The organism is Klebsiella sp. A52 (assembly GCF_018388785.1).
In the GTDB taxonomy this organism is placed as follows: domain Bacteria; phylum Pseudomonadota; class Gammaproteobacteria; order Enterobacterales; family Enterobacteriaceae; genus Klebsiella; species Klebsiella aerogenes.
Window position 1 is genome coordinate 433,243 of sequence record NZ_CP074437.1, and the last position, 21,699, is coordinate 454,941.

At 56.8% G+C, this 21,699-nt stretch carries 20 protein-coding genes; 7 read left to right on the forward strand and 13 right to left on the reverse strand.

Annotated elements, in window-relative coordinates:
- Window positions 1–97: 97 nt before the first annotated feature.
- The 4 genes from nadC to hofC all read left to right on the forward strand — a co-directional run bounded on the left by nadC (window position 98) and on the right by hofC (window position 4,194).
- On the forward strand, window positions 98–991 hold the full coding sequence (gene nadC, locus KGA69_RS02020) for a carboxylating nicotinate-nucleotide diphosphorylase (RefSeq protein ID WP_015368230.1): 894 nt from the start codon (window positions 98–100) through the stop codon (window positions 989–991).
- A gap of 180 nt (window positions 992–1,171) precedes the next feature.
- The gene (gene ppdD / locus KGA69_RS02025) at window positions 1,172–1,603 is read left to right on the forward strand and encodes a prepilin peptidase-dependent pilin (protein ID WP_020079603.1); all 432 of its coding nucleotides are present in this window, start codon (window positions 1,172–1,174) and stop codon (window positions 1,601–1,603) included.
- 10 nt (window positions 1,604–1,613) lie between these two features.
- Window positions 1,614–2,999 carry a type II secretion system protein GspE gene (gene gspE, locus KGA69_RS02030; RefSeq protein WP_213292765.1) on the forward strand — a complete coding sequence of 462 codons (1,386 nt, stop codon included), beginning with the start codon at window positions 1,614–1,616 and terminating at the stop codon, window positions 2,997–2,999.
- Window positions 2,989–4,194 (forward strand): protein transport protein HofC, encoded by a 1,206-nt coding sequence (gene hofC / locus KGA69_RS02035; RefSeq protein WP_213292766.1) that lies wholly within the window; start codon window positions 2,989–2,991, stop codon window positions 4,192–4,194. Before gspE ends, hofC begins: the two co-directional genes overlap by 11 nt.
- Before the next feature lie 30 nt (window positions 4,195–4,224).
- Here the strand turns inward: hofC and KGA69_RS02040 are convergent, their stop codons facing one another.
- Window positions 4,225–5,268 (reverse strand): GMP reductase, encoded by a 1,044-nt coding sequence (locus KGA69_RS02040; RefSeq protein WP_045390025.1) that lies wholly within the window; start codon window positions 5,266–5,268, stop codon window positions 4,225–4,227.
- A 337-nt stretch (window positions 5,269–5,605) separates the two neighbouring features.
- On the opposite strand from KGA69_RS02040, the gene coaE reads away from it, so the two are divergent.
- From coaE to yacG, 3 genes are read left to right on the forward strand one after another with little or no spacing between them, the layout of a single operon-like run.
- The gene (coaE, locus tag KGA69_RS02045; RefSeq protein WP_045390022.1) at window positions 5,606–6,226 is read left to right on the forward strand and encodes a dephospho-CoA kinase; all 621 of its coding nucleotides are present in this window, start codon (window positions 5,606–5,608) and stop codon (window positions 6,224–6,226) included.
- Window positions 6,226–6,969, forward strand: a complete 744-nt coding sequence (gene zapD / locus KGA69_RS02050; protein ID WP_032709885.1) for a cell division protein ZapD — start codon at window positions 6,226–6,228, stop codon at window positions 6,967–6,969. Before coaE ends, zapD begins: the two co-directional genes overlap by 1 nt.
- 9 nt (window positions 6,970–6,978) lie before the next feature.
- Window positions 6,979–7,173: a DNA gyrase inhibitor YacG gene (gene yacG / locus KGA69_RS02055; RefSeq protein WP_015368237.1), complete on the forward strand. Its 195-nt coding sequence runs from the start codon at window positions 6,979–6,981 to the stop codon at window positions 7,171–7,173.
- 67 nt (window positions 7,174–7,240) lie between these two features.
- Here yacG and mutT read toward each other — a convergent pair whose 3' ends face one another.
- The 12 genes from mutT to murD all read right to left on the reverse strand — a co-directional run bounded on the left by mutT (window position 7,241) and on the right by murD (window position 21,699).
- Window positions 7,241–7,633: an 8-oxo-dGTP diphosphatase MutT gene (gene mutT / locus KGA69_RS02060; RefSeq protein ID WP_213292767.1), complete on the reverse strand. Its 393-nt coding sequence runs from the start codon at window positions 7,631–7,633 to the stop codon at window positions 7,241–7,243.
- Between the two features lie 60 nt (window positions 7,634–7,693).
- Window positions 7,694–10,399: a preprotein translocase subunit SecA gene (gene secA, locus KGA69_RS02065; RefSeq protein WP_015368239.1), complete on the reverse strand. Its 2,706-nt coding sequence runs from the start codon at window positions 10,397–10,399 to the stop codon at window positions 7,694–7,696.
- 60 nt (window positions 10,400–10,459) lie between these two features.
- Window positions 10,460–10,957 (reverse strand): secA translation cis-regulator SecM, encoded by a 498-nt coding sequence (gene secM / locus KGA69_RS02070; protein ID WP_020079609.1) that lies wholly within the window; start codon window positions 10,955–10,957, stop codon window positions 10,460–10,462.
- A 322-nt stretch (window positions 10,958–11,279) separates the two neighbouring features.
- Complete coding sequence (gene lpxC, locus KGA69_RS02075) at window positions 11,280–12,197, reverse strand: UDP-3-O-acyl-N-acetylglucosamine deacetylase (protein WP_015368241.1); 918 nt, start codon at window positions 12,195–12,197, stop codon at window positions 11,280–11,282.
- A gap of 100 nt (window positions 12,198–12,297) precedes the next feature.
- Window positions 12,298–13,449 carry a cell division protein FtsZ gene (gene ftsZ, locus KGA69_RS02080; protein ID WP_004857884.1) on the reverse strand — a complete coding sequence of 384 codons (1,152 nt, stop codon included), beginning with the start codon at window positions 13,447–13,449 and terminating at the stop codon, window positions 12,298–12,300.
- Between the two features lie 62 nt (window positions 13,450–13,511).
- Window positions 13,512–14,774: a cell division protein FtsA gene (ftsA, locus tag KGA69_RS02085; protein ID WP_002888625.1), complete on the reverse strand. Its 1,263-nt coding sequence runs from the start codon at window positions 14,772–14,774 to the stop codon at window positions 13,512–13,514.
- Window positions 14,771–15,604, reverse strand: a complete 834-nt coding sequence (gene ftsQ, locus KGA69_RS02090) for a cell division protein FtsQ (protein WP_015368242.1) — start codon at window positions 15,602–15,604, stop codon at window positions 14,771–14,773. Before ftsQ ends, ftsA begins: the two co-directional genes overlap by 4 nt.
- Window position 15,605: 1 nt before the next feature.
- The gene (locus tag KGA69_RS02095; RefSeq protein ID WP_045390016.1) at window positions 15,606–16,526 is read right to left on the reverse strand and encodes a D-alanine--D-alanine ligase; all 921 of its coding nucleotides are present in this window, start codon (window positions 16,524–16,526) and stop codon (window positions 15,606–15,608) included.
- Window positions 16,519–17,994 carry a UDP-N-acetylmuramate--L-alanine ligase gene (murC, locus tag KGA69_RS02100; RefSeq protein WP_020079611.1) on the reverse strand — a complete coding sequence of 492 codons (1,476 nt, stop codon included), beginning with the start codon at window positions 17,992–17,994 and terminating at the stop codon, window positions 16,519–16,521. The genes KGA69_RS02095 and murC overlap by 8 nt, the downstream gene beginning before the upstream one ends.
- Window positions 17,995–18,041: 47 nt before the next feature.
- Complete coding sequence (gene murG / locus KGA69_RS02105; RefSeq protein WP_047065207.1) at window positions 18,042–19,112, reverse strand: undecaprenyldiphospho-muramoylpentapeptide beta-N-acetylglucosaminyltransferase; 1,071 nt, start codon at window positions 19,110–19,112, stop codon at window positions 18,042–18,044.
- Complete coding sequence (gene ftsW, locus KGA69_RS02110; RefSeq protein ID WP_045390013.1) at window positions 19,109–20,383, reverse strand: cell division protein FtsW; 1,275 nt, start codon at window positions 20,381–20,383, stop codon at window positions 19,109–19,111. The genes murG and ftsW overlap by 4 nt, the downstream gene beginning before the upstream one ends.
- Entirely contained in the window at window positions 20,383–21,699 is a 1,317-nt protein-coding gene (gene murD / locus KGA69_RS02115; RefSeq protein WP_213292768.1) for a UDP-N-acetylmuramoyl-L-alanine--D-glutamate ligase, read from the reverse strand. Before murD ends, ftsW begins: the two co-directional genes overlap by 1 nt.

The window sequence follows — 21,699 nt, forward strand, 5'->3', positions numbered from 1 at the left end:
CAGGCGACGCGAAATCCATTGGGTATGTGTGGTACAGAAACGTGGTTCAGGTTAGCATGTTTCCCACTTCTGAATCTTATCTATCTGGAGCTTTATCATGACGCCTCGTCGCTACAGCCCCGACCGCCGCCGTGACGCGCTGCTGGAACGTATTAATCTCGATATTACCGACGCCGTCGCGCAATCACTACGCGAAGATCTGGGCGGCGAAGTTGACGCTAACAACGATATTAGCGCGCAATTATTGCCGTCGGACGCGCGCTCTCACGCCGTCGTCATCACCCGCGAAGATGGGGTATTCTGCGGTAAGCGTTGGGTAGAAGAAGTTTTCATTCAGCTTGCCGGCGACGATGTCAGCATCACCTGGCACGTGGCTGACGGCGATACGGTTAAAGCCGATCAGCCGCTGTTCGAACTGGACGGCCCGTCGCGGGTGCTGCTGACCGGCGAGCGCACCGCGCTAAATTTCGTGCAGACCCTCTCTGGGGTAGCAAGCGAAGTGCGCCGCTACGTCGACCTGCTCAAAGGCACCAAAACGCAGCTGCTTGATACGCGTAAAACGTTACCAGGCCTGCGTACCGCACTGAAGTATGCGGTGCTGTGCGGCGGCGGCGCGAACCACCGTCTTGGCCTCTTTGACGCCTTCCTGATCAAAGAAAACCACATCATCGCCTCCGGTTCGGTACGCCAGGCGGTGGAAAAAGCCTTCTGGCTGCACCCGGACGTACCGGTGGAAGTCGAAGTCGAAACGCTGGATGAGCTGGACGAAGCGTTAAAAGCCGGCGCTGATATCATCATGCTCGACAATTTCACCACCGACCTGATGCGCGAGGCGGTGAAACGTACCAACGGCCAGGCGGCGCTGGAAGTCTCCGGCAACGTCACCTTCGATACCATTCGCGAATTCGCGGAAACCGGCGTTGACTATATTTCCGTCGGCGCACTCACTAAGCACGTGCGGGCGCTCGACCTGTCCATGCGTTTTCGTTAATTCTCTCCCCGATATCCACCGGGTATCGGGGCTATTTTTGCGAGACGCCTCGCACGCTTCGCATGCATCTTTGAAAGCACTACCGAAAAGCTGGATGCCTGCATCCTAAGCGTATTTTTCCTCCTCGCCGCCGCAACGTAATCGCGCCAAAGTCACCCCACAACCAACAAGGAGTGACTTATGGATAAGCAACGTGGTTTTACCCTGATCGAATTAATGGTGGTTATCGGCATTATCGCCATCCTCAGCGCCATCGGCATCCCTGCCTACCAGAACTACCTACGCAAAGCCGCCCTCACCGATATGCTGCAAACCTTTGTGCCCTACCGTACGGCAATAGAACTGTGCGCGTTGGACCACGGCGGACTAACCAGCTGCGATGGCGGCAGCAACGGTATTCCCTCGCCGTCGACTACCCGCTATGTATCGGCGATGAGCGTCGCCCAGGGCGTGGTCACCCTGACCGGGCAGGAGAGTCTGAACGGACTGGCCGTCACCCTGACCCCTTCCTGGGATAATGCCAACGGCATCACCGGCTGGCAGCGCGTCTGCGCCATCGGCGATGACAGCGCGCTAAAGCAGGCCTGCGAAGATGTCTTCCGCTTTAACTGAGGTGACAGCCATGAAAAGCGAACAGCTACTCTCACTCTGTCAGCGCCATCACGCCATTTTGTTGAAAAGCGATGAGCAGACCATCGTTATCGCCGTCGTGGATACGCCGGCGCCAGAACTGATGGAAGCGCTGCGCTTCGCTACCCAAAAGCGTATCGATATTGAATGCTGGAGCCAGGATCGAATGGATAAGCATCAGCACGAGGCGCAACAGTCAGCATCAGAGTCCGCCACGGGTAACACCCGGGGCGTAACCGATCTGCTGAATCAAATTCTGGAGCAGGCGCTGCGCCAGCGTGCCTCTGATATTCATATTGAGCCGGCGGAAAAACAGCTGCGGATACGCCTGCGTGTCGATGGCGTGTTGCATGCCCTGCCGTTACTTGAGGCCGCGCTGGCTGCGCCAATGGCCGCACGGCTTAAGGTGCTGGGCAACCTCGATATTGCCGAGCATCGTCTACCGCAGGATGGACAGTTCACTCTGACGCTGGCCGGGCGCACGGTCTCCTTTCGCATTGCAACCCTCCCCTGCCGCGGCGGGGAGAAAATCGTCCTGCGTTTATTACACCAGGTGGAGCAGGCGCTGGATCTGGAAGCTCTGGGGCTCTCCTCTCGTCAGCTTGCTTTTTTCCGCGCCGCATTGAACCAGCCGCAGGGGTTGCTACTGGTTACCGGGCCGACAGGTAGCGGCAAAACCGTCACCCTGTATAGCGCGCTGCAGGCGCGGAATCGCGAAGAGGTTAATATCTGCAGCGTGGAAGATCCGCTGGAGATCCCGCTAATCGGTCTCAACCAAACGCAGATCAATCCGCGATCCGGCCTCACCTTCCAGAGCGTCCTGCGGGCGCTACTGCGTCAGGATCCGGACATCGTCATGGTTGGAGAAATTCGCGATGCCGAGACCGCGGAAATCGCCATTAAGGCCGCACAAACCGGGCATCTGGTGCTCTCTACATTACATACTAACTCCACCAGCGAAACGCTGATTCGCCTGCAACAAATGGGCGTGGCGCGCTGGATGATCTCCTCAGCGCTTTCGCTGGTGGTCGCCCAGCGGCTGGTGCGAAAACTGTGTCCCCACTGCCGGCGCGATGGCGGCCGCCCTACCGAAGTGCCGCACAGTCTTTGGCCACGCCCATTGCCCGGCTGGCTGGCGGTTGGCTGTCCGCAGTGCTACCACGGTTACTACGGCCGCCTGGCCTTATTCGAACTGCTGCCGGTGGATAGCGCGCTACGCGAGGCCATTAATCGCGATCTCAGCGCGGCGGAAATCGAAACGCTGGCCCGCGAAGCTGGCATGATGACGCTGTTTGAAAGCGGCTGTGAAGCGGTGGAGCGCGGGTTGACCAGCCTGGAAGAAGTCGTGCGCGTTCTGGGGATCCCACATGGCGACTAAGCAGCTTTGGCAGTGGCGCGGGATGGATAAGCAAGGAATGCCGTGCGAAGGGGCACTCTGGCAAGAGACGCGCGCACAGGCGCTGGCATCACTGGAACAGCAGCGGATACTGCTGCTGGCGCTGCGGCGCCAAACGGTACAGGGTTCACTGTGGCGTCCGCGCTATAGCTGCGAGATTATCCGCCAGCTTGCCACGCTGCTGCAGGCTGGCTTACCGTTGGCCGAAGGGCTGGAGCTGCTGGCCCAACAACAGCTGTACAAACAGTGGCAGGCGCTGCTGCGAATGCTGGCGCAGGAACTGGCGCAGGGTGTTTCTCTCTCCAGCGCCCTGACGCAATGGCCGCGGGTCTTTCCGCCGCTCTATCTGACGATGATCCGCACCGGCGAGCTCACCGGTAAGCTGGAACGTTGCTGCTTTCAGCTCGCGCTACAGCAGCAGGAACAGCAGCGTCTGACAGAAAAGGTAAAGAAGGCGCTGCGCTACCCAATGGTGATTCTGACTTTGGCGCTGGCGGTGGTCATGGCAATGTTGTTTTTCGTGCTGCCGGAATTCACCGCTATCTATCGGACCTTCAATACGCCGCTCCCCTTGCTGACGCAAATGGTCATTCACATCGGCGATGCATTGGCCCGCTACTGGCCGTTGCTGCCGCCGCTTTTTGCTATTCCGCTATTTCTCAACCGACTGGCCCGGCATCGGCCACGCTGGCTGCTGTTAAGGCAAAAGTTACTACACGCGATTCCGATTGCCGGTCGGCTAATCAACGGCCAACAGCTGAGCCAGATATTTACCATTCTTTCACTGACCCAAAGCGCGGGCATCAGCTTTGTACAAGGGCTGGAGAGCGTGGAGGAAACCATGGGGTGCCCGCTGTGGCGGCAGCGGATTGCACAGGCGCGCGCAGATATCATCCACGGCCAACCAATCTGGCAGGCGCTAACGAATTGCGGCGGATTCACCTTACTGTGTCTGCAGCTCATTCGTACCGGCGAGGCATCGGGATCGCTGGATACGATGCTCGATAACCTGGCGCGCCATCATAGCGAGCAAACTCATCAACAGGCGGATAATCTGGCGACGCTGCTGGAGCCATTACTGCTGGCGGTGACCGGAACGATCGTTGGCGTACTGGTGGTAGCGATGTATCTCCCCATTTTTCATTTGGGAGACGCGCTCGGCGGGATGGGAAGTTAATGGCTGGCGCTAAAGCGCCAGCCATCGTCCTTACAGGCTGTTGAACACGCGGTTCTCTTGTTCCTGGACGCGGATAAAGGTTGTGCGTTTGGTCAGCTCTTTCAGGCGGGAAGCGCCGACATAGGTGCATGCTGAACGCAGGCCGCCGAGGATGTCGCGCGCGGTATTATCAACCGGGCCGCGCAGCGGCAGCTTAACGGTTTTGCCTTCCGCCGCGCGGTACTTCGCGACGCCGCCGACGTGGCGAGTCATCGCCGATTCAGAGCTCATACCGTAAAACAGCATGAATTTTTCGCCGTTCTCTTCAACCACGGTACCGCCGCTCTCTTCGTGGCCCGCCAGCATCCCGCCGAGCATCACGAAATCGGCGCCGCCGCCAAAAGCTTTCGCGACATCGCCCGGCATAGTGCAGCCGCCATCGCTGATGATCTGGCCGCCGAGACCGTGCGCGGCATCGGCGCATTCAATCACCGCAGACAGCTGCGGGTAGCCAACGCCGGTTTTCACGCGGGTAGTACAGACGGAGCCAGGGCCGATGCCGACTTTAACGATATCAGCGCCGGAAAGAATCAGTTCCTCACACATCTCACCGGTCACTACGTTGCCGGCAATAATGGTTTTTTGCGGCCAGGCGGCGCGGGCTTTCGCCACGAACTGAACAAAGTGCTCAGAGTAGCCGTTAGCCACGTCGATGCATACGAAATTCAGTTGAGGGTTCTGTGTCAGGATCTGCTGAGTTTTTTCAAAGTCCGCGTCAGAGGTGCCGGTGGAAACCATCACATGCTGCAGCACTTCTGCGGATTCGCTCTGCGCAAACGCCTGCCATTCTTCAACGCTGTAGTGCTTGTGCACGGCGGTCAGGATTCCAAAAGCGGACAGGGCTTTCGCCATGCTGAAGGTGCCGACGGTATCCATGTTAGCGGCGATAATCGGTACGCCGGACCAGGTCTGGCCTGAATGCTTAAAGGTGAATTCACGTTCCAGCTGAACATCAGAACGGCTTTTGAGGGTAGAGCGCTTCGGGCGGATAAGAACGTCTTTAAAACCTAGCTTCAGATCTTCTTCAATACGCATGTGCGAATTCCTGGGGTTAATTGCATTAATGTGAGAGCACAACTCCAGTGACGCTATCATACGCACGAATCATAGCCGCGCAAGACTGCGATTTTCACTTTTTTTACGCTACAATCGTTTAAATTTACCTGGTGAATAGCGAAAAACACGCTCGTGTGCTTTCCTTACCAGTGCATCATTTTTAACCAATTGATTTTCATATATAAAGAAAGTAACGATTCACATTATGGATACTTTTTCGATTTAGCAAAATCTCGATTAAGCTATCCCCGGCGCCTGACGGGCGTGGTGAATCGCCAGGGTTTTGAACAATAATGTGACATCGGGATTGAAGTGTATGGGGTATACGGTAGCGTTAACAGGCGGCATCGGTAGCGGTAAAAGTACCGTTGCCGACGAATTTGCTCACCTGGGCGTAACCGTTATCGACGCCGATATTATTGCGCGCCAGGTTGTAGAACCCGGTACACCTGCCCTGCTCGCCATCGCCGAAAGATTTGGTCCACAGATGATCAACGACGATGGCTGCCTGAATCGCCGCCGCTTGCGCGAGCGTATTTTTGCTCATAGCGAGGACAAGGCCTGGCTTAACGCGCTGCTGCATCCGCTGATTCAGCAAGAAACGCGCCGTCAGATGCAGGCCTCAACCTCGCCTTATCTCCTCTGGGTCGTACCCTTGCTGGTCGAAAACCGCCTGACCGATAAAGCCGATCGCGTACTGGTTGTCGATGTGCCGAAAGAGACGCAAATCGAGCGCACCATGCGCCGCGATGGGGTCAGTCGCGAACACGCTGAACATATTCTTGCCGCCCAGGCGACGCGCGAACAGCGTCTTGCCGCAGCGGATGATGTTATTGAAAACATGGGCTCCGCGGATGCCGTCGCATCCCACGTCGCCCGCCTGCACGAAAAGTATTTAATGCTGGCATCGCAGGCCGCCTCACAGGAAAAATCGTAATGCATACCCCTGTTCTCTTCGAACATCCGCTCAATGAGAAAATGCGCACCTGGCTGCGCATTGAATTTTTATTTCAGCAGCTCTCTTCTCGCCCCACCATCGCCAGTTACGCGGACGCCCTCCATTTTTTCCGCAATACCGGCGATCTCCTGGACGTGCTGGAACGCGGTGAAGTGCGTACCGATCTGCTGAAAGAGCTGGAGCGACAACAGCGGAAATTACAAACCTGGGCCGAAGTGCCCGGTGTCGACCAGCAGCGTATTGATGCTCTGCGTCAGCAGCTTAAACAGTCCGGCAGCACCTTGATTTCCGCTCCGCGCATTGGCCAGTTTCTTCGTGAAGATCGATTGATTGGCCTGGTGCGCCAGCGTCTGAGCATCCCCGGCGGCTGTTGCGGCTTTGATTTACCAACGCTACATATCTGGCTGCATATGCCGCAGGAATATCGTGATGAGCAGGTGGCGAGATGGTTAGCGAGCCTGACGCCGCTGATGCAGTCGCTGGAGTTGATCCTTGATTTGATTCGTAACTCTGCGCCTTTCCGTAAGCAAACCAGCCTCAATGGCTTTTATCAGGATAACGGCGACGATGCCGATCTGCTGCGCCTGCGCCTGGATCTCGCAAGCCAGCTGTATCCGCAAATTTCCGGCCATAAAAGCCGCTTCGCTATCCGTTTCCTGCCGCTGGACAGCGAGCATGGCATCGTGCCGGAACGCTTTGATTTTGAACTGGCTTGTTGCTAAGGAGATACTATGTCAGAAGAGACTATCGTTAACTGCCCAACCTGCGGTAAAAACGTCGTCTGGAGCGAACAAAGCCCGTTTCGCCCGTTTTGCTCGAAGCGTTGCCAGCTTATCGATCTTGGCGAGTGGGCGGCGGAAGAGAAACGTATACCCAGTTCCGGCGACTTGTCTGATAGCGATGACTGGAGCGAGCCGCAGCAGTAACCTTCCCTATCGCTAATCCGGGACGATCCGGATTAGCATTTCAGGCCAGCGCCGGGTTGCACGGCGCTCAGGCAAGCGTAATAAGTTTATTGATAATCGGCTCGTTCGCCGGCGGAAATGCCTGCGGATCCAGCGCCTGCTGCGCCATCCACTGCCCCGGTTGCCCTTCTTTGCCCCACGGCTCGCCTTGCCAGTTTTCCACCAGGAAGAACCATAGCGTGATATGGCGGTCAGGGAACTGATAATCCAGTTTGTCGAACAACGTGGACGTCGTCACCGTAATCCCGACTTCTTCCTGCAGTTCACGTACCAGCGCCTGTTTCGGCGTCTCACCTGATTCTATTTTGCCGCCGGGGAATTCCAGTTTATTAGCCATATGCGCGTCTGCGGCACGCTGGGTAATAAAAATTTCGCCTTGCGGATTGCGAATTATCCCGACGGCGATTTGCAGTTTTTTCATTGAATCAGCTCCATAAAAAAGGCGCAGAAATCTGCGCCCTGGTTTGCTTTTTATCAGCCCTTAGCTCAGACGGCCGTGGCACTGTTTGTATTTTTTACCGGAACCGCACGGGCACGGATCGTTACGCCCGACTTTACGGTCGCCGGTCTGTTCAGCCAGCGAGGCGGCAGCCAGTGTATCGTCATCCTGATGGCTCAGCTGCTGCATCTGCGCGAGACGCTCCGCCTCTTCGCGACGTTGCTGTTCCATCTCTTCGACTTCTTCCGGCATCCGCACCTGTACCTTGCTCAGCGTGCTGATAACTTCATACTTCAGCGATTCGAGCATAGCGGCAAACATCGAGAAGGATTCGCGCTTGTACTCCTGCTTCGGATCTTTCTGCGCGTAGCCGCGCAGATGGATACCCTGGCGCAGGTAGTCCATCGCCGCCAGGTGCTCTTTCCACAGGGAATCCAGCGTTTGCAGCATGACGCCTTTCTCGAAGTGACGCATCATTTCGGCGCCGACCACTTCTTCTTTACGCTGGTAGGTTTCTACCGCGCTCTGCAGAATACGTTCACGCAGGGTCTCTTCGTGCAGCTCCGGCTCTTTATCCAGCCACTCTTTGATTGGCAGCTCAAGGTCGAAGTCGTTTTTCAGACGTTCCTGCAGGCCTTCAATATCCCACATCTCTTCCAGCGACTGTGGCGGAATATGCGCATCAATAGTGGCTTTGAAGACATCTTCGCGGATGCTGTTGATGGTTTCGCTCACGTCGGAGATATCCAACAGCTCGTTACGCTGGGTATAGATAGCGCGACGCTGATCGTTGGCGACGTCATCATATTCCAGCAGCTGTTTACGAATATCGAAGTTGCGGCTTTCCACTTTACGCTGAGCGTTGGCAATCGCTTTGGTCACCCAAGGGTGCTCGATAGCTTCGCCCGGCTTCATCCCCAGTTTACGCATCATGCCGGATACGCGATCGGAGGCGAAGATACGCATCAGAGCATCTTCCATCGACAGGTAGAAGCGGGAAGAACCGGCATCACCCTGACGGCCAGCACGGCCACGCAGCTGGTTATCGATACGACGGGATTCATGACGCTCGGTACCGATGATGTGCAGACCGCCTGCGGCCAGGACCGCATCGTGGCGCACCTGCCAGTCAGCTTTGATTTTTTCAATCTGCTCCGGCGTTGGATTTTCCAGCGCGGCGACTTCTGCCTGCCAGCTACCGCCGAGCATAATATCGGTACCACGACCCGCCATGTTGGTGGCGATGGTAACCGCAGCCGGATAACCCGCCTGGGCGACGATATCCGCTTCGCTGGCGTGGAACTTGGCGTTCAGGACGTTGTGCTTGATGCCGGCTTTCGTCAGTTCACGGGAAACCACTTCAGATTTTTCGATTGAGATAGTACCGACCAGCACCGGCTGACCGGCAGCGGTACGATCTTTAATATCCTCGATAATCGCCTGAATTTTTTCCGCTTCGGTCATGTAGACCAGATCCGCCATATCCTTACGGATCATCGGACGGTTAGTCGGGACGACAACGGTATCCAGTTTATAGATGGAGCTGAATTCAAAGGCTTCGGTATCCGCGGTACCGGTCATCCCCGCCAGCTTCTCGTACAGGCGGAAGTAGTTCTGGAAGGTGATGGATGCCAGAGTCTGGTTCTCATTCTGGATCTCCACCCCTTCTTTGGCTTCTACCGCCTGGTGGAGGCCATCGGACCAGCGACGCCCCTGCATCGTACGGCCGGTGTGTTCATCGACGATGATGACTTCGCCATCTTTCACGATGTAGTCAACGTCGCGGGTAAACAGCGCGTGGGCGCGCAGCGCGGCGGTAACATGGTGCATCAGCATAATGTTGGTCGGAGAATACAGCGATTCGCCTTCCTCCATGATGCCTTCCTGCACCAGCAGCTCTTCGATCAGTACCAGACCGCGTTCGGTCAGGTTAACCTGGCGAGCTTTCTCATCCACGGAGAAGTGGCCTTCACCGGTAAAGGTGTCGGAGTCTTCCTTTTCCTGGCGGATCAGGTGCGGAATAATTTTGTTCACCTTGCGATACATTTCGGAGCTGTCTTCAGCCGGGCCGGAAATGATAAGCGGGGTACGCGCTTCGTCGATCAGGATGGAGTCCACCTCATCCACCAGCGCATAGTGCAGTTTACGCTGTACGCGCTCTTCCGGACTGAACGCCATGTTATCGCGCAGATAATCGAAGCCGTATTCGTTGTTGGTACCGTAGGTGATGTCGGCCGCGTAGGCTTCACGCTTCGCCGGCGCAGGCAGGCCGGACATATTGATGCCCACGCTCATACCGAGGAATTCGAACAGCGGACGGTTGTTTTCGGCGTCACGCTGCGCCAGATAGTCGTTGACGGTAACGACGTGAACGCCTTTACCGGTCAGCGCGTTAAGGTAGGCAGGCAGGGTCGCGGTCAGGGTTTTACCTTCACCAGTACGCATTTCCGCGATGCAGCGGTCGTTCAGTACCATACCGCCCAGCAGCTGCACGTCGAAGTGGCGCATACCGAAGACGCGTTTACTCGCTTCGCGCACCACGGCAAAAGCTTCCGGGATCAGGCTTTCCAGGCTTTCACCTTTCTCCAGACGCGCGCGGAATTCTCCGGTTTTGGCTTTCAGCTCATCATCAGAGAGCTTTTCCATCGCCGGTTCCATACCGTTGATGATATTGACGACTTTGCGCATACGACGCAGCGTACGGTCGTTACGGCTACCGAACACCTTAGTTAACATTTTAATTAGCATAATAAAATCTCAAACGCCCCGCGGTGCGGAGTAAAAAAATAGGATGGTCCGTGTTTATTTTCAGCTGAGACGTTGAGGCCCTGCGCGGATCCCCGCTACCTGGCTTATCCAGGCGCTGACGCGGAAGACAGAATAAGAGGAAGGGATATAAGCTGCCTGGCGGATAACCACTGGCGGTCTGCTGTCCTGGGTCAGCAGCGCGCTGAGCGTATCGAGCAGGGCCAGATGCTGAGCCTGAAGCGGCGACGATTCTTCCGCCACCGGCAAAGCCTGCGGCGCCATCGCGAACGACAGATGGCGAATGACGGTGCGAATCGCATGCTGATGCCAGTAATCGACGGTAAAGTTCGGCCGACGGTTGGCCTCCAGCAGCGCCAGCTGGGAGAAGTTAACTTTATTCGGGTTATGGTTGCTGGCCGTGGCTTTCGCCGGCGTAGTGGTTTCGTGGCTGTTGTTAAGCGCAGGCAGGCCGAGGCTAGCCGCGACCATCCCCAACAGGAGATGCGGCCAAAAATACCGTCTGCCAAACTGTCGCCAACGCGTCAGCAATCCACTCACTTTCTTTACCTTTAGTTGGTATTCCTGCGTCCTTTCAGGCGGTCCATTTTATTGGCGGTCTTCGCAGTACAGCCTGAAATCGACAGGATAAAGCAACCCAGAGAAAAATTTTGCGCCCAAATACTAACATTAATACCGCGCCGAGACAGCAGGAATGAACGCTAATGCTGCGGTAAAACGCTTAATAAAGCAGCGAACGCGCACAGGTTATTGCCAGCGAAACGCAGTGAAAAGCGGTTTGGGGAGGCTAAAAAGAAAAACGACTGGTTCCCTGGACGGAGAGAGTACCAGGTTACCAGTCGAATTTACTGAATGGTCAGGCTTACGCCAGAACCATTGACGGTGCGCGGAATGCCAGCGGCAGTTTTGCGTCGTCTTCGAAGGTCACATACTCCCAGGCTTCCTGTTTTGCCAGAACAGCCTGCAGCAGTTTGTTATTTAACGCGTGACCGGATTTGAACGCCGTGAATGCGCCGATAATGTTGTGACCACACATAAACAGATCACCGATCGCATCCAGCATTTTGTGGCGTACAAACTCATCTTCAAAGCGCAGACCGTCTTCGTTCAGTACGCGATAATCGTCAACAACGATGGCACAATCGAAGCTGCCGCCCAGGCACAGGCCACGGGACTGCAGATATTCGATATCACGCATGAAACCGAAAGTACGAGCACGGCTAATCTGACGCATGAACGCATCGGCCGAGAAGTTCAGCGCATAGCGTTGGGTGCTGGAGTCAATCGCCGGATGGTTAAAGTCGATGGTAAAGTCCAACGAAAAACCATTGTACGGCTTAAACTCAGCCCATTTGTCGCCATCTTCAACGCGAACCGTCTCTTTGATACGCACAAATTTCTTGGCGCTGTTCAGTTCATCGATGCCGGCATCCAGCAACAGATAAACGAACGGAGCGGCGCTACCGTCCATAATCGGGATTTCCGGCGCATCGACTTCAACAATAATGTTGTCGATGCCCAGGCCAGCCAGTGCAGCATTTAAGTGCTCGACTGTAGAAATCCGCACGTCATGCTCGTTCACCAGGCAAGTACAGAGCATGGTATCACGCACAGATTTGGCATCAGCCGGAAAATCAACCGGTGGATTCAAGTCGGTGCGACGATAGATGACCCCGGTATTTGCCGGCGCAGGGCGTAAAGTCAGCGTGACTTTCTTGCCGGTATGCAAACCGACACCAGTCGCCTGAACAATACGTTTAAGAGTCCTTTGTTTGATCATCGTATAATCTCGCCAAGTTACCTATCCAACCGAAGTGTACTATACATTCGGCAGGGCAGTTTAGCACAAAGAGCGCAGATGCCCAACTTCCAGCCAATTCTTAATCGGCTTGCTTACGCAGGAAAGCTGGAATATCCAGATAATCCGGCTCTTTCGCGGTTTGCGGCGTATTGTCGTTCACCACTTTCGCGACCGGTTTCTGCTCTTGAGTTAATGGAGCCATACCGTGCTGCTGGTAGCGATCCATTACCGGCTGCTGTACCTGTTTGTTGGTCACCAGGGTAATTTCCGGACGCTTGTCCATACCGATACCGGTGGCAACAACGGTTACACGCAGTTCATCGTTCATATCCGGGTCCAGAGAGGTACCGATAACCACGGTCGCGTTATCCGAAGCAAAGGCGCGGATAGTGTTACCGACGGTCTCGAACTCATCCAGACGCAGGTCGAAGCCAGCGGTGATGTTGACCAGTACGCCGCGCGCGCCGGACAGATCGATATCTTCCAGCAGCGGAGAAGAGATAGCCATTTCAGCCGCTTCTTCCGCACGGTCTTCACCGCTCGCCACGCCGGAGCCCATCATTGCGTAGCCCATTTCCGACATCACGGTACGAACGTCCGCGAAGTCGACGTTCATCAGACCCGGACGGGTAATCAGTTCGGCAATACCCTGCACCGCGCCTTTCAGTACGTCGTTCGCCGCGCCGAAAGCGTCGAGCAGAGAGATACCGCGACCCAGTACTTTCAGCAGCTTGTCGTTCGGGATGGTGATCAGTGAGTCAACGTGCTTGGACAGCTCGGTGATCCCCTGCTCAGCAAACGCCATGCGCTTCTTGCCTTCGAAATTAAATGGCTTAGTGACGACCGCAACGGTCAGGATACCCAGATCCTTCGCCACTTCCGCGACCACTGGCGCCGCACCGGTACCGGTACCGCCGCCCATACCCGCCGCGATAAAGACCATGTCCGCGCCATCAAGCGCAGCGCGCAGCGCTTCACGGTCTTCGTCAGCCGCATTGCGGCCAACTTCCGGGTTCGCGCCTGCACCCAGACCTTTGGTAATACCGCTACCGATCTGGATAGTCTGGCCAACAGCCGTTTTACGCAGCGCCTGCGCATCGGTGTTCACCGCGAAGAATTCAACACCCTCAATGCGCTCGCGCACCATGTGTTCAACGGCATTACCGCCGCCGCCACCGACGCCGATGACTTTAATCACCGCGTCGTTGGTCAGTTCCATAGGTTCAAACATAGTTTCTCTCCGTCTTGTGCCTGTCGCCTGAGAACGCTAATTGTCTGCGTTCTCTTAAAAAATTAAAACTCTTTTCGCAGCCAGCTGTTGAGTCGCTTAATCCACGAGCCCACTGACGCCGTCACGCGTTTTTCGACTTCTGCTTCACCACTGAGATGTGACTCTTTTCCGTAGTGCAGCAGCCCAACCGCCGTCGAATAATACGGCTCCTGAGCGTAATCCGTTAAACCGGTAATGTTCAGCGGCGCGCCAATGCGTACCTGCGTATGGAACACGCGCTGCGCGCAGGCCGCCAGGCCTTCGATTTGCGCGGCGCCGCCGGTTAAAACAATCCCCGCCGCCAGATGGTGTTTGACCCCTTGCTGACGGAGCTGTTCCTGCAGCTGCAGGATTTCTTCGTTAACCAGATTGAGCAGTTCGGTATAACGCGGTTCAATCACCTCTGCCAGCGTCTGACGCTGCAGGCTACGCGGCGGACGTCCGCCCACGCTCGGTACTTCCACGTTTTCGTCTTTACCGACGATTGAACCTAATGCGCAACCGTGACGAACCTTGATGGCTTCGGCGTCGCTCGGCGGCGTACCGAAGGCATAGGCGATGTCGCTGGTCACCACGTTGCCCGCGTAAGGGATCACTTTGGTGTGACGCAGCGCGCCGCCGGTATACACGGCGATATCCATTGTACCACCGCCGATGTCCACTACGCAGACACCCAGCTCACGTTCGTCTTCCGTTAATACGGAATAACTGGCCGCTAAACCGGCGAAAATAAGTTGGTCAACTTTCAGACCACAACGTTCAACCGCTTTAACAATGTTTTTCGCCATATCGTTATGGCAGGTAATCAGATGTACCTTCGCCTGCATACGCACGCCGGATAACCCTACCGGGTTTTTAATACCTTCCTGGTAGTCGATGGCGTATTCCTGCGGGATGACGTGCAGTACGCGATGCTCGTCGCGTACGCGTACCGATTTCGCGGTATGAACGACGTTTTCCACGTCATCCTGCGTCACCTCTTCTTCGGAGATAGGCACCATGCCAATCTCATTTTGACAGCTAATATGCTTGCCTGAAAGCGCCAGATACACTGATGAGATCTGGCAATCGGCCATCAGTTCAGCCTGGTCGATAGCGCGCTGTACGCATTTCACTACCGACTCGAGGTCATTCACCCCGCCTTTATCCATGCCGCGCGATGGGCAACTGCCCACGCCAATGATATTAATCATACCGTCGGGCAGAACTTCCCCTACTAAAGCGGCAACCTTCGCGGTGCCAATCTCCAGTCCAACTACCAGTTTTCTGTCCGTCGCCTTGATCATCGTTGTTCTGCCTGTGCCTGATTCTGTTGTTGATTATTTTCCTCTACGGGAGCAGGTACCCAACCTACCGCCGCACCCGAGTCATAGCGCAAATCAACGTAGCTTATCCGTTTGCCGTCGGTCTGTGCCTGCTGCTGAAGAACCGGGTAGAGTTCCATAAAGCGCTGAAGCCGTTTCATGGTGTCGCCGCGGCCAAGGTTGAGCTTAATATCGTTATTAAGCGTCAACTGCCAGGAGCGACGCGCGGTCATTGCCGCCACTTTCAACGTGAACTTATTCTTTGCCAGCACCTGCCCCATGTCGCGGTATCCCTGCAGCACTTCATTTTCGCTGCCTTCAGGGCCGTATAACATCGGTAAGTTCTGTTTGCTGGTACGATCCGCCGGCACGCTGAAAGAATTTCCTTCGACGTCTACCATATGTTGATCATTCCAGCGCGCAATCGGCACATATTCAACCAGATGAATCTTCAATTCATCGGGCCATTGTTTTCTTACGCTCGCCTGTTTAATCCACGGCAGGCGCTCAATTTGACTCTGGATGATATTGACGTCCTGAGTCATAAAAGTGCCCGGCGAGCCCAACGCCAGAATAGCCTGACGGATATCATCGTTACGCGTGTAGTGACGTTCGCCGGTGACGACCATTTTCGACAACGGCAGACGCTGCGCATCTTCCATCCATCCAAGAACCATCCATCCGCTGACCAACACGGTACACAACACCGCCAGCAGGAAAACGATACCTGCCAGCCGGGTTCCATTATTCCGACGCGAAGAAGCAATCGACTCTTCTTCCTGGTTCCGCGTATTCAGCGCCGCCTGCGACATATCACCCCGCCAGGTCCAGAATTCGTACAACAAGCTGCGAGAAGCTCATCCCCGCCTGGCGGGCCGCCATCGGCACCAGACTATGGCTGGTCATCCCCGGTGAGGTGTTCGCTTCCAGCAGATAAAACTGGCCATCGCTGTCCAGCATCACGTCAATACGTCCCCATCCTTTGCAACCCAGAACATTCCAGGCTTTAAGCACCAGGCTCTGGATTTCTGTCTCGCGGGCAGGTTCCTCAAAACCAGGGCAGAAATATTGCGTCTCATCAGAGAGATACTTCGCCTCATAATCATAGAAGGTTCCAGCCGCCTGGATACGAATTGACGGTAAAATTTCTTCACCGACGATAGCGACGGTAAATTCCGGGCCACTAAGCCATTTCTCAATCAGAACTTCATCATCATGCTGAAAAGCCAGCGCCAATGCATCCTGCATTGCACAACTTTCGCTAACTTTCGACATGCCGACGCTGGACCCTTCGCGGCTCGGCTTGATGATAACCGGCAGCCCCAGCGCCGCAATCTGCTCACTAACGCCAGCAGAAAGTCCTGCGTTGAACTGGGCGCGGGTCAATGCAACCCACGGCGCGACCGGTAATCCCGCCCCCTGCCACAGTAATTTGCTGCGCAGTTTATCCATCGAAATGGCGGAAGCCATTACGCCACTACCGGTGTACGGCAGTTGAATGAGCTCAAGAAGGCCTTGCAGCGTGCCATCTTCGCCGCCGCGCCCGTGCAGGGCAATAAACGCTTTCTGAAAGCCCATGTTTTTTAGCTGGGTGATATCAACGTCGCGCGGATCGACCGGGTGGGCATCCACCCCGCCTTCACGCAGCCCGGCCAACACCGCCGCGCCTGAATTCAGCGAGACTTCACGTTCAGCGGAGGTTCCGCCGAAGAGAACCGCGATTTTATCAGCCATGGCGGTCCTCCTCCGTTTTTTGCGGTACCAGTTTGATTTCAGCCAGGTGACGTGCGATTTTTCCTATGTTGCCGGCGCCCTGCACCAGCACCAGATCGTCGCCGGTCAATACCGACGCCAGCATCTCCGCGGCCTGCGCCGGATCGGAAACCAGAATCGGGTCAACTTTGCCGCGACCGCGGATCGTACGGCACAGCGAGCGGCTATCGGCGCCTGGGATCGGCGCTTCGCCCGCCGGATACACATCCAGCATCAGCAGCGCATCGACCTGGGTCAGCACGTTGGCGAAATCATCGTACAGATCGCGAGTACGGGTATAACGGTGCGGCTGGAATACCATCACCAGATTTTTATCCGGCCAGCCGGCACGCGCCGCTTTGATAGTGGCGTCGACTTCCGTCGGGTGATGACCGTAATCGTCGATCAGCATCGCGCTACCGCTCTTGCCGTTGACTTCCGCCAGCGGATATTCGCCAAGGAAGTCGAAGCGGCGGCCGGTGCCCTGGAAACTTTCTAAGGCTCGCAGAATCGCCTCGTCTTCAATGCCCTCTTCCGTCGCGACGGCAACGGCCGCGGCAGCGTTAAGCGCATTGTGGCGACCCGGCGCGTTCAGCGTCACCTGCATGACCTCTTTGTCCTGGCGTACCAGGCGGAAATGGCCCTGCGCGCCGACCTGACGATACTCTTCAATGCGTACGTCGGCGTCATCGCTAAAACCATAGGTGGTGATTTGGCGGCCGACGCGCGGCAGCAGTTCACGAATCACCGGGTCATCCACGCACATCACCGCGCGCCCGTAGAACGGCAGGTTGTGCAGGAAGTTAATAAAGGTCTGCTTCAGGTTCTCGAAGTCGCCATGATAGGTATCCATATGGTCAGCTTCGATGTTGGTCACAATGGCGACCATCGGCTGCAGATGCAGGAACGACGCATCGCTCTCGTCCGCTTCCGCAATCAGATAGCGGCTATGGCCAAGACGGGCATGCACGCCCGCCGCCTTCACCAGCCCGCCGTTGACGAAGGTCGGATCGAGGCCGGCCTCGGCGTAAATGCTGGATACCATCGCGGTGGTGGTGGTTTTGCCGTGAGTACCGGCAATCGCAATCCCGTGACGGAAACGCATGAGTTCCGCCAGCATTTCCGCGCGGCGGATCACCGGAATGCGCGCTTCGTGCGCGGCGACGATTTCCGGGTTATCCGCGGAGATCGCGCTGGACACCACGACAACGCTGGCATCGCGCACGTTCTCCGGGCGATGGTTGAAATAAATGGTGGCGCCAAGCTGCGACAGCTGCTGAGTCACCGGATTCGGCGCAAGATCGGAGCCGCTAATCTGGTAGCCTTCATTCGCCAACACTTCGGCAATACCGCCCATACCGGCACCGCCGATGCCGACAAAGTGAATGTGCCGGACGCGACGCATCTCGGGCACTATGGAACGCAGTTTTGCCAAATCTTGTGTATTCATTCTTTACGCCATCAACTTCTTTATTCGGGCGGTGAAAATCACCGCGATTAGCGCGCCAAAGCTACGGCGCTGACCTCTTCCGCTACCCGCTCGGTAGCATCCGGAATCGAAGCGCCACGCGCTCGTTCCGCCATATCCATCAGGGTTTCCCGATCCCAACCGGCCAGAGTGGCCGCCACGGCATCCGCCGTGAACTCGGGTTGTTCGAGAATTTTCGCCGCGCCGGCTTTTTCCAGCGGCAGCGCATTCCAGTACTGCTGACGATCTTTGTGCTGGAACGGGACGAACAATGCCGGTAAACCTGCGGCAGCGATTTCGCTGACCGTCAGCGCGCCGGAACGACAAACAACCACATCGGCCCACGCATAGGCTGCCGCCATATCATCAATAAACTCAGTCACTTTATGCTGTGGCTGACCGGCGGCGGCGTACGCCTGGCGCACGGTATCCATGCCGCCTTTCCCGCTCTGATGCCAGATGGTCACCGCATCGCCGAGCTTCGCGGCCACCTGCGGCATAGTCTGGTTCAGCACGCGCGCGCCCTGAGAGCCGCCGACCACCAGCACGCGAATCGGCCCCTGCCGGCCCACCAGACGCTGTCCCGGCAGCGGTAGCGCGAGAACGTCAGTACGCACCGGATTCCCCACGACATCTGCGTGCGGGAAGGCGCCGGGAAACGCCTGCATCACTTTCTTCGCAATCTTCGCCAGCCATTTATTGGTCAGGCCGGCAATCCCGTTTTGTTCATGCAGCACCACAGGGATCCCGAGCGACCATGCCGCCAGACCGCCAGGCCCGGAAACATAACCGCCCATGCCCAGCACCACATCCGGCTGGAAACGCTTCATGATCGCCCGCGCCTGCCGCCAGGCGTTGAAGATCCGCACCGGCGCTAACAGTTGCGCTTTTATCCCTTTGCCGCGCAGGCCGGAGATGCGAATAAAATCGATATCAATGCCGTGTTTCGGCACTAAATCCGCTTCCATACGATCGGCGGTGCCGAGCCAGCGAACCTGCCAGCCCTGGTCCATTAAATGGTGCGCGACCGCCAGCCCCGGGAACACATGTCCGCCAGTGCCGCCCGCCATCACCATTAACCGCTTTTCCTGACCGCTCATCGAACACCCCGTGTAAACGCCTGCGCTTTCTCGAGGCGCGTTTCATAATCTATTCGCAATAAAAACATAATGGCCGTCGACATAATCAGCAGACTGGACCCACCATAACTAATCAATGGCAGGGTCAGACCTTTGGTCGGCAGCATTCCCGCCGCCGCCCCGACGTTAACCAACGCCTGGAAGCTAAACCACACGCCGATAGCACAGGCCAAAAAGCCGGAGAAGCGGTGGTCAATCTCCAGCGCTTTGCGGCCAATCGACATGGCGCGAAAGGCGACGAAGAATACCATTAAAAGCGCGAGTACCACACCGATATAACCGAGTTCTTCGCCGATAATGGCGAAGATAAAGTCGGTGTGCGCTTCCGGCAAATACTCCAGTTTCTGCACCGAGTTGCCGAGGCCCTGCCCCCACATCTCGCCGCGGCCAAAGGCCATCAGCGATTGGGTCAGCTGATAGCCGCTGCCAAACGGGTCTTCCCACGGGTTCCAGAAGGAGGTGACGCGGCGAATACGATACGGTTCGGCGAGGATCAGCAGCACCACCGCCGAGATCCCCATGCCGATAATGGCGATGAACTGCCAGAGTTTCGCGCCGGCCAGGAACAACATCGCCAGCGTGGTCACGAACAGTACGACTACCGTACCGAGGTCAGGCTGCGCCAGCAGCAGAATCGCCAGTACGAAAATCACGCCCATCGGTTTTAAGAAGCCGCGCAGGTTGTTACGCACCTCATCCGCTTTACGCACCAGATAGTTGGCGATGTAGCAGAACAGCGATAGCTTGGTAAACTCCGCTGGCTGAATGCGCAGCGGCCCGAGCGCGATCCAACGCGAGGCGCCGTTAACCGAGCTCCCCACCACCAGTACGATCAGCAGCATCACAATCGAGGCGATCAGCATCGCGGTACTGTGGCGCTGCCAGAACTCCATCGGCAGACGGAGCGTAATCATCGCCAGCGCGAAAGCCAGCACAATATACAAACCATCACGCTTAGCAAACAGGAACGGATCGTTCGCCAGGCGCTGTCCGACCGGCATCGAGGCCGAGGTCACCATGATAAAACCGATAGCCGCCAGGCCGAAGGTCAGCCACAGCAGCATCCGGTCATACATGACCAGGCTATCGTTATCTTTCGGGCGCGAGCCCATCACCCAACCTTTCAGCGCGGCGAACAGCCAGGCGAAAATAAACATCCCCGGCAGTCGCGGCAGCTTCAACCGGGGCAGGCCCAGCTGTGGCATTCTCAGGCGTGGGAGAGAGAAACGCATCAACCTAACTCCTTCGCCAGACGGGTAAAGACATCACCCCGTTGTTCAAAGTTTTTAAACTGGTCCAGGCTCGCGCAGGCCGGCGACAGTAAGACCATATCGCCTGTTTTAACCTGCGAAGCGATTTGCCGCATCGCCTGTTCCATGGTTTCGGTTTGTACCGCGATTTCCGGACGCAGCGCCGCCAGTTGAGCGCCGTCGCGGCCGAAGCAGTACAGACGAACGTTCTCGCCGCCAAGATAGCGCTTCAGCGGCGTGAAGTCGGCGGATTTACCGTCGCCGCCCAACAGCAGATACAGCGTACCGTCGAGATGCAGGCCGTTCAGCGCCGCCTCGGTACTGCCGACGTTGGTCGCCTTGGAGTCATTGATCCAACGCACGCCGTTATGCTCCAGCGCCAGCTGGAAGCGGTGCGCCAGGCCGGTGAAGGTAGTCAGCGCCTTCAGGCTACTGGCGCGCGGCAAGCCCACGGCATCCGCCAGCGCCAGCGCCGCCAGGGCATTGCTGTAGTTGTGCTGGCCGCTGATGGTCATTTCTTTCACGTTCAGCACTTTCTCACCCTTCACCCGCAGCCAGGTTTCGCCCTGCTGGCGGTTAAGGTGATAGTCGCCGACATCGACGCCGAAGCTGACGCAGCGTTCGTCAGCGCCGCGTACCGGCATGGTCAGCGCATCATCGGCATTCACCACGCAGGTTTTAGCATTTTCATAGACCCGCAGTTTCGCCGCGCGGTACTGCTGCAGCCCCAGCGGATAGCGGTCCATATGATCCTCAGTCACGTTGAGGATGGTGGCCGCGACGGCTTTCAGGCTGGAGGTGGTCTCCAGCTGGAAGCTGGAAAGTTCAAGCACGTACAGTTCGCGCGCCGGATCCAGCAGCATCAGCGCCGGCAGGCCGATATTGCCGCCAACGCCGACATTCACGCCCGCCGCCTTCGCCATCTCGCCCACCAGGGTAGTAACAGTGCTTTTTCCGTTAGAGCCGGTAATGGCGATAATCGGCGCCTGCGCCTCGCGGCAAAACAGCTCGATATCGCCGACGATTTCCACGCCGGCATCCGCCGCCGCGCTCAGTGAAGGGTGCGCCAGAGCAATCCCCGGGCTTGCGACAATCAGATCCGCCGCCAGCAGCCAGTCGTCGTTAAGGCCGCCCACGTGGCGCTCAACGGCTTCCGGCAGCTTATCAAGCCCGGCAGGGGCGACGCGGGTATCCATCACGCGCGGAATTACGCCGCGCGCCATGAAAAAGTCCACGCATGACAGGCCGGTCATGCCCAGCCCAATAATGACGACTTTTTTACCCTGATAATCTGCCAT